The sequence below is a fragment of the Oxalobacteraceae bacterium OTU3CAMAD1 genome (assembly GCA_024123915.1).
GTDB lineage: Bacteria > Pseudomonadota > Gammaproteobacteria > Burkholderiales > Burkholderiaceae_D > Rugamonas.
Map to the genome: position 1 here is coordinate 7,096,361 of CP099650.1, position 13,208 is coordinate 7,109,568.

The following is a 13,208-nucleotide window of genomic DNA, read 5'->3' on the forward strand; positions in this document are numbered from 1 at the left end:
TTACCGGACGCGGCGACAAGAATTATTCTAGAATGACTTTCCCACCCAGCCTGAGCCCCACGCCATGAGCAACGCAGCAACTAATTCCCTGTTCGACACCGCCCCCGACTTCAGCCAGCCGATAGCAGTTTTGAAACATTGCCACGACCGTATCCGCAAGCAATTGTTGACGATGCAAAACCTGCTGGCCCACCTGCCCGCCCACGGCGCCGATTCCGAGGCGCAAAAAGCCGCGCAGGCCGTGCTCAAATATTTCAACAACGCCGCCCACCTGCACCATGACGACGAAGAGCAGAACCTGATGCCGATGTTGCAGGCCACTGCCCGCGACGCCGACGCCGCGCTGCTCGACGAATTGGTGCCGGGCATCCTGGCCGATCATCAGGATATGGACAAGGACTGGGAAATCGTCCGCGCCCAACTGGAAAAAATCGCCGCCGGGCACAGCGCCGAACTGTCCGCGCCGGACGTGCAGCGCTTCTGCGACGCCTACGCGGCCCATATGGCCAAGGAGGAAGCCAACATCGCGCCGATGGCCAAGCGCCTGTTCAGCCCAGAGCAGATGGCGCAACTGGGCAGCGCCATGCAATTGCGACGCGGCATCACGCCCGAACTGCCGCAAAGCCAGGTGCCTGAACAGCAACAGGTCGCCGTCGCCAACGCCGTGGCCGACGGCGTGGTGCTGGCCGATCTGCGCCTCGATTACGGCCGCGCCAGCCTGACGGAAGCGGACGTCCTCGATGACCCGATCGCGCAGTTCGGCAAATGGTTCGACGAAGCGCTGCACGCCAAGGTCAACGAGCCGAACGCGATGAGCGTTGCCACGGTGGGCGCCGACGGCAGGCCGACTTCGCGCATTGTGTTGATCAAGCAATTCGACCAGCGCGGCTTCACCTGGTACACCAACTACGACAGCCAGAAGGGACAGCAATTGCGCGACAACCCGCACGCGGCGCTGCTATTCTTTTGGAACGAACTCGAGCGTCAGGTGCGCATCGAAGGCAAGGTCGTCAAAACTTCGGCCGAGGAAAGCGATCAATACTTCTATAGCCGGCCGGTGAAAAGCCAGATCGCCGCGATCGCCTCGCGGCAGAGCGCGCCCGTCGCCAACCGGGAACAGATGGAAGCCAATTACGATGCGGCGGCCGCCGTCAGCGGCGAGCATCCGGTGCGGCCGGAACACTGGGGCGGTTACCGCCTCGAACCGGTGCGCATCGAATTCTGGCAGGGGCGCCGCTCGCGCTTCCACGACCGGATCGTGTATGTCAAACAGGCAGATGGCAGCTGGATCAAGGAGCGCTTGCAGCCGTAACCACGGCACGCGAACGCGCGCCGATTCGGAAATCCAGACCATCGCTTGCGGTGGTCTTTTTATTTCTGAACCGGAGGTGCATCGTGTTAGCACAAGTGTTCGTACAAAATCGCTTCAGCGCCTGGATCGCCGGCATCCGGCGGCAGATCGCGCTACCGCTGCGCATTGAATTATGGAACGGCCAGTGCGTCGACTTTTCCAGCGAGGCGCCGCGCGTGACGATACGCCTGCCCAACGTGTCGGCCGCGCGCTACCTGCTCAAGCCGTCGCTGGCCAACCTGGGCACGGCGTATGTCGAAGGCGCGATCGAGGTCAAGGGCGCGGCGCGCGACATGATCGCCGTCGTCAACGCGCTGGCGCGCACCACGCTCAAGCCCGAGCGCAAGTTCTCGCGCCTGGCGCGCGGCATGAAGCACGACAAGCACAAGGACGCCGAGGCGATCCGCTACCACTACGACGTCTCCAACGATTTCTACGCGCAATTCCTCGATCCCAACATGGTCTATTCCTGCGCCTACTTCGAGGACGGCGACGAGGACCTGGCCGCCGCCCAGCTCAAGAAGATCGACCACATCCTGCGCAAGATCGCCCTGCGACCCGGGCACACCTTGCTCGACATCGGCTGCGGCTGGGGCGCGCTGGTGATCCGCGCGGCACAGCAATACCGGGTGCGCTGCGTCGGCGTCACCCTGTCGGAAAACCAGTGCGCGCTGGCCAGGCAGCGCGTGCGGCGGGCCGGGCTCGAGCACCTGGTCGAGATCCGCCTGCAGGACTACCGCGACGTGCGCGGACAATACGACCGCATCACCAGCGTCGGCATGTTCGAGCATGTCGGCCTGCGGCATTTGCCGGAGTATTTCGCCGCCATCGAACGCCTGCTGGCGCCGGACGGATTGGTGATGAATCACGGCATCACCTCCACCGATGCAGATAACGGCCAGACGCCCTATGGCGGCGGCGAGTTCATCGACAAATACGTTTTCCCGCATGGCGAGCTGGCGCACGTGGGCAGCGTGCTCAAGGCGATGCAGCAAGGCGGTCTGGAGGCCTACGACGTGGAAAACCTGCGCCGGCACTATGCGCGCACGTGCGCCATCTGGACCGACAATTTCGAAGCGCACGCCGAGCGCCTGCGCGCGCTGGCCGGCGACAAGCGCTACCGGATCTGGCACGTATATCTGGCGGGCTGCAGCTACGCGTTCGAGCAGGACTGGATCAGCCTGTATCAAATCGTCGGCCACAAGGCGGGGCAACGCAGCGGCACGTTGCCGTGGTCGCGCAAATACATGTACCCGGCCACGCCAGGCCCCGTTTTGGCATCGGACACGGACGACCGCTCAGGCGCGGAGACACGTAGGGCGGATTAGCGTAGCGTAATCCGCCCTACGTGGTTCAGAAGTCATTTGCTGCGGTGGCCGTGGATCTTACGGAACTTGGCCACCTTGGGCGCGACCACGAAGGCGCAATATCCCTGCAACGGATGCCGGCGGAAATAATCCTGGTGATAGTCCTCGGCCTTGTAATACGGCTGGGCCGGCGACAACTCGGTGACGATGGGCGCGTCCCACACATTGGCCATCTCGGCAACGACCTGGCGCGCGGTCGCCTCCTGCTCCGGCGAATGGTAATAGATGACCGAGCGGTACTGCGTGCCGACATCGTTGCCCTGGCGGTTCAGGGTGGTCGGATCGTGGATCGTGAAGAAAATCTCCAGGATGTCGTGATAGGCGATGACAGATGGATCAAATTGCAATTTCACCACTTCCGCGTGGCCGGTGTCGCCGACGCACACTTGTTCATAGGTGGGATGGGGCATGGCGCCGCCGGTGTAGCCGGACTCTACGCTAACTACCCCCTTCACCTCCAGGTACACGGCCTCCAGGCACCAAAAGCAGCCGCCGCCCAGAACCGCCGTCTCCAACGCCGCGCTCGGCGCGCCATTGCTGCCCATTGCTCCCTCCGTATCGAAGCCGCATGCCATGGCCCACTGTAACGCAATCGCGCGCCGCACGCAGCTAGTTTACCGCCTCCCCGTGGGACGCAATCCGACGCCGCCACAAATCTTTGGCATAATGGCTAAAAGAACCCAGGCCGAGCCATGCATACCATTTCCCCCCGCGCTGAAGAACGCGCTTTCGACACCGTCCATTTCCGCCAGGCCCTGGGCCAGTTCGCCACCGGCGTGACCGTGATCACCACCCGGCTGGCCGACGGCACGTTCCGCGGCCTGACGGCCAGCTCCTTCAACTCGGTCTCGCTCGATCCGCCGCTGGTGCTGTGGAGCCTGTCGAACGGCGCCAACAGCATGCCCATCTTCACCGGTAACTCCCATTATGTAATCAACGTGCTCAGCGCCGGCCAGGCCCACCTGGCCAAGCTGTTCGCCACGCGCGGCAGCAACCCATGGGAAACGGTCGAGTACGAACTGTCGCGCACGGGCCAGCCCATCCTCAAGGGCGGCTCGGCCTGGTTCGAATGCCACAACCGCAGCCGCTATCCGGAAGGCGACCACGTCATTTTCGTCGGCGAGGTCGAGTTGTGCGAATTTACGCCGGCGCCGCCGCTGATCTTCCACAGCGGCCAGTTCGGCAGCCTGGGGTAAAAACGGAAATTGGTGTCGCCATTTGAAAAGCCGGGGTCTGCGGCGCGGCATAGAATGCTGGCAGCATTCACCATAATGAGAGACCACCATGAGCCAAGCCCGCGCCCAATTCCACTGGGATGACCCCTTGTTGCTGGACCAGCAACTGACCGACGACGAGCGCATGGTGCGCGACGCCGCCGCAGCCTATTGCCAGGACAAGCTGGCCCCGCGCATCCTGGAGGCGTTCCGCCACGAGAAGATGGACACCTCGATCTTCCGCGAAATGGGCGAACTGGGCCTGCTGGGCCCGACCATCCCCGACCAGTACGGCGGCCCCGGCCTGAACTACGTCTCCTACGGCTTGATCGCGCGCGAAGTCGAGCGCGTCGACTCCGGCTACCGCTCGATGATGAGCGTGCAATCGTCGCTGGTGATGGTGCCGATCTTCGAATTCGGCACCGAGGCCCAGCGCCAGAAATACCTGCCGAAGCTGGCGACCGGCGAATGGATCGGCTGCTTCGGCCTGACCGAGCCCAACCACGGTTCCGATCCCGGCTCGATGATCACCCGCGCCAAGAAGGTGCCGGGCGGCTACGCGCTGACCGGCGCCAAGATGTGGATCACCAACTCGCCGGTAGCCGACGTCTTCGTGGTCTGGGCCAAGGACGACGAAGGCGCGATCCGCGGCTTCGTGCTGGAAAAAGGCATGGCCGGCCTGAGCGCGCCCGCCATCCACGGCAAGTTCGGCCTGCGCGCCTCGCTGACCGGCGAGATCGTCATGGACAACGTGTTCTGCCCGGAGGAGAACGCCTTCCCGGACGTGCGCGGTCTGAAGGGCCCGTTCACCTGCCTGAACTCGGCGCGCTACGGCATCGCCTGGGGCGCGCTGGGCGCGGCCGAGGCATGCTGGCACATCGCCCGCCAGTACGTGCTGGACCGCTCGCAGTTCGGCCGTCCGCTGGCCGCCAACCAACTGGTGCAAAAGAAGCTGGCCGACATGCAAACCGAAATCACCTTGGGCCTGCAGGGCTGCCTGCAACTGGGCCGCATGAAGGACGCCGGTACGGCGGCGGTGGAAATCACCTCGATGATGAAGCGCAATTCCTGCGGCAAGTCGCTCGACATCGCCCGCGTGGCGCGCGATATGCTCGGCGGTAACGGCATCTCGGACGAGTTCGGCGTCATCCGCCACATGGTCAACCTGGAGGTGGTCAACACCTACGAAGGCACGCACGACATCCACGCCCTGATCCTGGGCCGCGCGCAGACCGGCATCCAGGCGTTCCAGTAAGCGACGCAACGCGGATTCGGCCGGGCCGGCGAATCCGCGTCACCTTCATTTCGGGCCGCCCAACGCCCGCGATTTCTCGTACAGCTTCTTCGCCTTGTCATTGTCGCCTTGCGCCTGCCAGGCCTCCGCCAGGCTATCCCAGGCATTCGCCGACGACGGGAACAACAGCGTATTCAGTTCGAACAAGCGGATGGACTCCGCCACCCCGATGATTTCACGCACCGCATAGCCTGTTCCGTTGACGGCGCCCTCCAGCGCCGCGCCACGCACGGCGGGATTCGTACGCAGTTTGGCGGCCTGCGCCGCCGCGCCACCATCGGCGGAAGGCTCGAACGCGTAATCGATCAGTCCCGCCGACACCGCCTCGGTCGGGAAGTCCTTAGGCGCCACCGCCGCCATCACGCTGTTCACCAACGTGCGCGACCAGACATTCTTTACGCTGCCACTGGTCAGATAGATGAAAACATAGCCATCGCCCGCTGGTGTATCCCGGAAAGTCCACCGGAGCCTCACCCGCGCGCCGCCGTCATGGCCGACATGCCGGTACTCGCCGCTCTCGCCATATTCCCAACCGGCGGCAAACACGCCGCGCTGGCCGTTGGACAAGGTCGGCGGCTGCCACAAGCGCGCCAGGGTCGCCCGGTCCACCAATGCGCCGCTGCGCAGCGCTTGAAGGAATGTGGCAAGGTCGTCCAAGGTCGAATACAGCTCGGCGTGACCGTAGGCGTATTCCGGCCATGACACCACCGGGCTGGGCTCCAGCCGGCCATTCTTGCTGGTATAAGCGGTCACTGCCCCGCCTTGGGGCAACGCCCCGCCTTGGGGCAACGCCCCGCCTTGGGGCAACGCCCGGCCGCCCAGCGAGGTATGGCCGAGGCGCAGCTTATCGACGATGCGCTCATGCGCGATTTGCGCGTACGGCTTGCCGTAGCGGGCTTCCAGCAGAGCCGTCAGCACGAGGTAATTGGTCTGCGTGTAGCGCGACGCCGAACCGGGCGCAAATTGCAGCGGTTTGCCGGCAAGCGCGGTCAGCGCGGCCGGCAAGGTGCCCGGAAACGACGGCATCGCCTGCGCCTCGTTGAAATACTCCGGCACGCCCGACGTATGATCGAGAAACTGGCGCACGGTGATCGCCTGCCACGCGGCAGGCAGCAATGGCACATGGGCGCTGGCCGGTCCATCGAGGTCGACCTCGCCCCGCTCAACCAGCTGCATGACGAGCGTGCTGGCGAACAGTTTCGCCAGCGAATACACGGGGAAAATGTCAGTGGTGCGCACCGGCCTGCCGCTGGCGATGTCGGCCTGCCCTTCGGCGCCACGGAACAACACTTTACCGTTGTGCGCCACCAGCACGGCCTGCCCGGCGATGCCATAGCGCTCCTGGTTGACGTGCATCTGCCTTGTGATCGCAGCGGAAAGGCGATCCGGCGCGGCGCGCGCCACGGCAGGCAATACCAGCTCCAGCATCAGTGCAAGACAATGGAAACGCCGCAAGCTCAAGATATGCCCTCCGCAGATTAAGTGCCCGCCGACCGGGCGCAACCGGACACAGTATATGATGGTATTTAAGCAAAAGTGGATGCGTCCGGGCGAAAAAAAACCGCTGCACATCGCAGCGGTTTTTTTACCCGGGGCACAATCAGAAATTGAAACCCTTGAAGTTGTAGCCGACGCTGACGCTCACCGCCAGCGGATCGAGGCGGATGTCCTGGGTCTGGCCGGTCGAGAAATGCACTTTGGTCTTCAGCATGGTCTTGATCACGGTCGCATCGACAAACCACTGCTCGTTGATCTTGACGGTGCCGCCGATCTGGTAGCTGGCCGCCCACTTGTCGTCGACCTTGAAGGTCGCGCCCGGACCGCCGGTGTTCAGGATCGCCGTCAGCTGGCCCGAACCGCGTTCCTTCTGGAAGTGCGCGTACGTGATGCCCAGGCCGACGTATGGCCGGAACATCGCGTTCGCCGGCAGGAAGCGGTACTGGATGAACGCCGTCGGCGGCAGCACTTCCGACGTGCCCAGCCTGCCCGTGCCCTCGATCGAGCCCGCGCCGACCAGGTCGTGCTTGTACGGCAGGCCCAGGTCGATTTCAGCCGAAATATTATCGGTGACCATGTACGCGAATGCCACGCGCGGTTTGGTGTCCGGGTCGATGTCGGCCTTGGTGCCCGGCAGCGCCGGCGCGGACACGTCGCCGGAGTCGACCTTCGGCGTGATCTTGTTGATACCGGCGGTGACCAGCCAGGTGCCGGCGGTTTGTTGCGCCGACGCGGCCGTGGCCACCGACATCGCGGCGGCCAGCGCCAGCAGTTTTACGGTGGTGTTGAAACCCTTGTTCATATCGTCTCCTGATTTTTTAATGTGTTGTCCGGCGCGCCGCCTTGGGCGGCGGCCCGAAGACAGAATTACAGCCAGCCCTTGGTCACCAGGCTTCTGGACACGTAGCGGGCCAGCAGCAGGTTGTTGAACGGGGTCGGGTGGACTTCATCGGCGAACGAGTAGTGGCTGACGTCGCCCGGCTTGAGGTTGCTGCCGTTGCACACCAGCGAGGTGCCCAGCGCGTTCTTCGGCGAGGTCAGGTCGCAAGCCGGCTCGGTCACGTTGGTCAGGCCGTAAGGGCCGGGATTGGTCGCCTGGTCGTGGCTGACGGCGAACACGTCGACGATCACCACCTTCGGTTCCGCCGACAAGCCGGCGGTCAGCGCGGTGTTGAAGGCGCTGACCATGGCGTTGATCAGCGCCTGGGTCGCGGCCGACTGGCCACGGCCCGACGGCGTGGTCGCCACGTCCGGCAGGTTGTTCACCGTCACGAAGTTGGCGCCGTTGGCGATGATCTGCGTCTTGACCAGGTTGGCCAGCTCGGTGCCGGCGGCGCCCAGCGCGGCGACCAGTTCCGGTCCCTTGGCGGTGGCGTAGTCCAGTCCGGCCTTGTTGCCGGCGGCGGTTGCGTCGGCGGTCGCCTTGGCGACCATCGGGCCGTAGACGGCCTGCGTAGCGACCGCCGAGTTGCCCGGCTGTACGGCGGCGGCGCCGATGGCCACCTGGGTGATGCTGGCCTGGCTGCTGCCGGCACGCGCCGCTTCCGTTTGCGCGGCAAAGGCGATGGCCTGGGCGGCGGTTTGCGGATTGGTCGCGCCGGCCGCCAGTTGTGGCACCAGGCTTTGCAAGTAAACAGGGCCGCCAGCGGCGGTGCCGGCAGCCGTGGCGCCGGCGCTCAGCGCAGCCAGCTGGAACAGCACGTCGTTACCGCCGGCCATGACGAACACCATCTCATCGCCCTTGAACTTGCCGCCGACCGCCTTCAGGTGGTTGGCCACCTGGGTGACGACGGGAATGGTCAGCGCGCCCAGCGCGCTGCCGGTCAATTTGTTGCCCGGTCCAACAGGATTGGTGACGCGGGCGCCGCCCTGGGCGTAGCCGTAGCAGCCGGCATTGGCCTTCTGAGGCACCGAGAAGCCTTTGGTGGGGTCGCCGTCGAGGCCGGTGACCGCCGCGCAAGGCGCTGGCAGGCCCAGCTGAGCGGCGACCAGTTCGGTCCAGTTTCTGCCGGTCAGGGTGGAGGCGATCGCGGTGTTGTCGCCGTTGATGGTGAACTTGCCGCCTTTGAGCGCAGCGACGGTGCCGACGGCATACGAACCCACGTCGGACAGGCTATCGCCAAACGACACTTGCGCGCTGTACTTGTTTTTGATGGTCTGATCGCCCGGCTTCGGGTCGGCGCTTCCGCCGCAACCCGCCAGGACGGCCAGAGTCATTGCAGCGAGTGCAAATTTGGTGTTGCGCATATTGTCTCCTGTAAATATTCTTTTATGATTTGATACGAACGGGCGTGCTATTCGCATGCCAGCTAATATGCCAGCGCCGGCCGTGCTTGTATAGCAAAACACCCGACAAACTGTCTAGTTGTGCGAAAAAAGGAACAATTGCTCGGCTTTTTCCGTGCAAGCTTAATTTTCCTCAACTGGCAGGCTAGCGGTTTGCGGCAGAATCGAAAAACGCCCGCGCTTCCCGCAAGCAAAGCGGCGCCACCAGGCCGGCATGATAGCTGTCTTTCACCGACTTGTTGGCCAAACGAAGCGCCTGCTTGGCGGCCGCGAATTGCAGCCGGGTGGTCAAGTACGGCGCCGTCAGCGACGTCTCCTCCAGATCCAGTCCCGTCACCGCCGTCGCGCCGTTGGCGGCGAAGTAGGCGCCCGCCGCCAGGGTGTTGATGAACGACACCACCGGATCGTCATTACCGCCGCAAAAGAACAGCGGCACGGCCGGCGTGTAGGTGCGCAGATCGTTTTTAAGCAGCCAGCGGCGCAACGGCTGGGCCGGCGCGCAAGCGAGCGGACTGGCGGCGCTGGTGTTGCACGGGTTGGCCCTTAAATCGGCCAAGTAGGCGTCGCGGTAGGCGGTCCGGATCAAATGATCGGCCCCGAAGAACGACGCATAGCCGCTCGCCTGCGGCAAGGAATCCTGCGCGAACAGCACATCGTCGGGCAGCTTGCCGGCGGCCACCAGATCGCCGAACCCGCGCGCGCCAGGCAGCAGCGCATCGATGCCGGTGGCGTACCTGGCCTCGTAGATATCGGCCGTGCCTGCATAGAGCGCGGCGCCGGCGCGCTGGCCGGCGTTGATCACCAGCGGCAGGAAGCCGGTCGCCCCCACCGTCGGTGCGCCCCGGAAAATGGTATCGCCGGTCAACAACAGCGCATACGGGCCGGACAGCGGCGCGGCGGCGGTGACGGCGAACTCGCCGGCGTAATCGGCCTGCATCGCGCGCTGCGTCGCCAGCGCCACATAGCCGCCCTGCGAATAGCCGCTCAGCATCAGCCGGCTCGACGCGCCGGCCTTCATCGAGCCGAAGGCGGCGCGGGCGGCGCGCAGGGCGTCGACCATATCGCTCGATTGCTGGGCGGCGTCGAGGTAGGCGTGATAGCCCAGCGACGAGCCCGCATAACCGGCATAGTTGGGCGCCACCACGATGTAGCCCTGGGCGGCGAACAAGGCCGCGATCATCAGCGGTTCGCTGGCCGACAGGTCGGCCATGTCGGTGGTCTTTTTCACGGTGGTGCCATGCGCGTACAGCAGCACCGGCCGGCTACCCTGGCAGGCCGGGTCCTTACCTGACGGAACCATGACGGCGGTGCTGGCGTCGGTGGCGGCCGCCATCGCATCGACGGTATGATATTTGAGCGTATAGGTGGTGATGGCGCATACGGGTGTGCTGGTCAAGGCCGTTCCCAGCACCACCGACGCATCGACCAGCAACTTGAGTTCGCCGGGCTCCAGTGTCGTGGCGGCGGCGCCGCCTGCCAGCGTCACCGGCACCAGCATCGCGCCGCCGATGACGGCCCCGCGCGGCGGCGGTGGCGGCTGCAAGACCGGCGGCTGGACCACAACCGAGCTACTGCTCTGGCCGTTGGCCCCACCACCGCCGCCACCACCACACGAAGTCAACACCACCGCCCCTGAAATCAGCATCAATGTAGCCCAGCGCATATCGCCTCCGACCAAGATGGCCGGGCGAGCTTTTCGGCCGGCAACAATTCATCTTAGCACTGGAGTCCGGAAATTTCCTCCAAAGCGAGCGCAACGAAACACCCCAAAAAAACTTGGGGGTCAGGTCCGACATTCGGACAAACTGAGAAAAACGGGAACTTTTAGCGCGCCAAAAAGTTCCAAAATGTCCGAATGTCGGACCTGACCCCGGTGGTTTTTTTGGAACTTTTGGCGCGGTGTTTGCTGCTCGGGGATGATTAACGCAGCAGGGAGTCGATTATGCCGGCGGAGCCGAACACTGACCGGCGCAGGCGGTCGTTGACGCCCAGCCATTGCGCATCTTGCGGCGGGGTTTCGACCAGGATCACATCCGAGCCGGTCTGGTCCATGTCGCGCAGGGCGGCGTAGAGGCCGTATGCGTAGCCTGCCGGATCGGCGGGCAGCATTTGCTGGCTGGACACCAGCTGCGGCAGCGCGTGGCTGATGATGGCGACCTTGATGCCCTTGGCTTGCAGCTGCTGCAGCTTCGCGGCTAAGGTGGCGCCGTCGAGCATCGTTACAGGCGTACGCGGCGCGTAATGCGATTCGAGCGTGCCGGAGGCGCGCGGCGCGGCCTGGTCCGGCGCGGCGGGCAGGCTGCCGATGACGTCGGCGATTTGCTGGGCTCTGATATGGCCGGGACGCAGCAGCACCGGGCCGTGCGTCGCCAGCCGCGACAGGTCGACGATGGTCGATTCGATGCCTACCTGGCTGGGGCCGCCCTCCAGCACCGTGTTCAATAAGGCGGCCGAACAGGCGTCATCGCCAGTGATCGAGCCTTCATCCTCGTCGTCCAGCGCGAATTCGTCGCGCACGTGCTGGGCCGTGGTCGGGCTGACGTTGCCAAACTTGTTGGCGGACGGCGCGGCCACACCTCCCTTGCCGCCCCTGAAGGCGCTCAGCAAGGCGATCGCGACAGGATGCGATGGGCAGCGGATGCCGACCGTGTCCTGGCCGCCGGAGACGGCGTCGGGAATGTGGCCGGCGCGCTTCAAAATCAGGGTCAGCGGTCCCGGCCAGAAGGCGGCGACCAGTTGCCGCGCCTCGTCCGGGATGTCGGTGACCCAGTAGTCCAAATCGGCGCCGGGCGCGACGTGCACGATCACCGGGTGATCGTTCGGACGGCCCTTGGCCTGGTAGATGCGCGCCACGGCGGCAGGGTTCTCGGCGTCGGCGCCGAGGCCGTAGACGGTCTCGGTCGGGAAGGCGACCAGGCCGCCCTCCTCCAATACAGCGGCCGCAGCCGCAATGTCGGCGGCGTCGGCTACCGCGTGATGCTGTTTCTTCACGGCGCGATACCCAGGATGGCGCAGGCGGCGTTCAGCTGGCGTTGCGCCTCATCCAACGTCGGGGCGACGATGGTCAGGTGGCCCATCTTGCGGGCGCGGCGCGGATCGTCCTTGCCGTACAGATGCAGGCAGGCGCCCGGCAGGGCCAGGATGCGATCCCAGGCCGGCTCGCGGGCAGTGTCAGTTTCCCCCGTGCTGTCCCCTTCGAACCAGACATCGCCGAGGATGTTGAGCATGACGGCCGGCGAATGCTGGCGCACGTCGCCCAGCGGCAAGCGCGCCATCGCGCGGACCTGCTGCGCGAACTGGCTGGTGACGCAGGCGTCCATCGTGTAGTGACCGCTGTTGTGCGGACGCGGCGCCATTTCGTTGACCACCAGGCTGCCGTCGGTCAGCACGAAGAATTCAATGCACAGCACGCCTACGTAGCCAAGTTCGGCCACGATCGCCTGCGCCGCCTGCTGCGCCACTTTGGCGCTGGCGTCCGAAACGTTGGGGCCGGGCACGGTGGTGGTGAACAGGATGCCGTCGCGGTGCACGTTCTCGGCGATCGGATAGACCACGGACGCGCCATCGGCGCCACGCGCGGTCAGCACCGAAACTTCGTAGGCCAGCGGCAGCATCTTTTCCAGCAGGCAGGTGACCTTGTCCATGCTTTCAAACGCGGCGCGCACGTCCTCGCGCGACTTCACGCGGACCTGGCCCTTGCCGTCGTAACCCATGCGTACCGTCTTCAGAATGCCCGGCAGCAGATCGTCGGCGATATCGTCGATATCCTGCTGCGATGCGATGACTTTGTGCGGCGCCGGCAGCACGCCCGAGCGCGGCGCGCAGTCGACAAAGAATTTCTTCTCGGCGATGCGGTCCTGCGCCACCGACACGCCATGCGCGTTGGGGGCGACGAACACGCGTTCGGCCAGACGCGAGAGGCTGTCGGCGGGCACGTTCTCGAATTCAGTGGTGACGGCCAGGCATTGTGCGGCCAGCGCGTCTAGGCCAGCGGCGTCGCTGTAGCCGGCGTTGACCAGGCGCTGCGCTACCTGGCCGGCGGGGCATTCATCGGCAGGCTCGAGCACGGCGACCTGATAACCCATGCTTTGGGCGGCCTGGGCGAACATGCGACCCAGTTGACCGCCACCCATCACGCCCAGCCACGCCGCTGGATTGGCGGCAGGCAGAAGTGGAGAAAAATCTTTACTCATCGATTT

General features: G+C 64.9%; 11 protein-coding genes. 4 read left to right on the forward strand and 7 right to left on the reverse strand.

Annotated features, from left to right (window positions below; translation table 11 throughout):
- The first annotated feature begins 64 nt into the window (after positions 1-64).
- Positions 65-1,312, forward strand: a complete 1,248-nt coding sequence (gene pdxH, locus NHH88_30410; GenBank protein USX13908.1) for a pyridoxamine 5'-phosphate oxidase — start codon at positions 65-67, stop codon at positions 1,310-1,312.
- 95 nt (positions 1,313-1,407) lie between these two features.
- Positions 1,408-2,679, forward strand: a complete 1,272-nt coding sequence (locus NHH88_30415) for a cyclopropane-fatty-acyl-phospholipid synthase family protein (GenBank protein ID USX17481.1) — start codon at positions 1,408-1,410, stop codon at positions 2,677-2,679.
- Between the two features lie 32 nt (positions 2,680-2,711).
- Here the strand turns inward: NHH88_30415 and msrA are convergent, their stop codons facing one another.
- A complete protein-coding gene (gene msrA, locus NHH88_30420; GenBank protein ID USX13909.1) occupies positions 2,712-3,263 on the reverse strand; it encodes a peptide-methionine (S)-S-oxide reductase MsrA in 552 nt (183 codons plus the stop codon).
- 147 nt (positions 3,264-3,410) lie between these two features.
- Here msrA and NHH88_30425 point away from each other — a divergent pair, with 147 nt between their 5' ends.
- On the forward strand, positions 3,411-3,914 hold the full coding sequence (locus NHH88_30425) for a flavin reductase family protein (GenBank protein USX13910.1): 504 nt from the start codon (positions 3,411-3,413) through the stop codon (positions 3,912-3,914).
- Positions 3,915-4,002: 88 nt separating this feature from the next.
- Positions 4,003-5,187 (forward strand): acyl-CoA dehydrogenase, encoded by a 1,185-nt coding sequence (locus tag NHH88_30430; GenBank protein ID USX13911.1) that lies wholly within the window; start codon positions 4,003-4,005, stop codon positions 5,185-5,187.
- A 45-nt stretch (positions 5,188-5,232) separates the two neighbouring features.
- Here the strand turns inward: NHH88_30430 and NHH88_30435 are convergent, their stop codons facing one another.
- The 6 genes from NHH88_30435 to NHH88_30460 form a co-directional block, all read right to left on the reverse strand.
- The gene (locus NHH88_30435; GenBank protein ID USX13912.1) at positions 5,233-6,687 is read right to left on the reverse strand and encodes a serine hydrolase; all 1,455 of its coding nucleotides are present in this window, start codon (positions 6,685-6,687) and stop codon (positions 5,233-5,235) included.
- Positions 6,688-6,826: 139 nt separating this feature from the next.
- Positions 6,827-7,525 carry an outer membrane beta-barrel protein gene (locus NHH88_30440; GenBank protein USX13913.1) on the reverse strand — a complete coding sequence of 233 codons (699 nt, stop codon included), beginning with the start codon at positions 7,523-7,525 and terminating at the stop codon, positions 6,827-6,829.
- A 65-nt stretch (positions 7,526-7,590) separates the two neighbouring features.
- The gene (locus tag NHH88_30445; GenBank protein USX13914.1) at positions 7,591-8,970 is read right to left on the reverse strand and encodes an SGNH/GDSL hydrolase family protein; all 1,380 of its coding nucleotides are present in this window, start codon (positions 8,968-8,970) and stop codon (positions 7,591-7,593) included.
- A gap of 184 nt (positions 8,971-9,154) precedes the next feature.
- Positions 9,155-10,672 carry a lipase family protein gene (locus tag NHH88_30450; GenBank protein USX13915.1) on the reverse strand — a complete coding sequence of 506 codons (1,518 nt, stop codon included), beginning with the start codon at positions 10,670-10,672 and terminating at the stop codon, positions 9,155-9,157.
- A 257-nt stretch (positions 10,673-10,929) separates the two neighbouring features.
- Positions 10,930-12,000, reverse strand: coding sequence for an L-threonylcarbamoyladenylate synthase (locus NHH88_30455; GenBank protein ID USX13916.1), 1,071 nt, complete (start codon positions 11,998-12,000; stop codon positions 10,930-10,932).
- Complete coding sequence (locus tag NHH88_30460; protein USX13917.1) at positions 11,997-13,202, reverse strand: 5-(carboxyamino)imidazole ribonucleotide synthase; 1,206 nt, start codon at positions 13,200-13,202, stop codon at positions 11,997-11,999. The genes NHH88_30455 and NHH88_30460 overlap by 4 nt, the downstream gene beginning before the upstream one ends.
- Between the last annotated feature and the right edge of the window lie 6 nt (positions 13,203-13,208).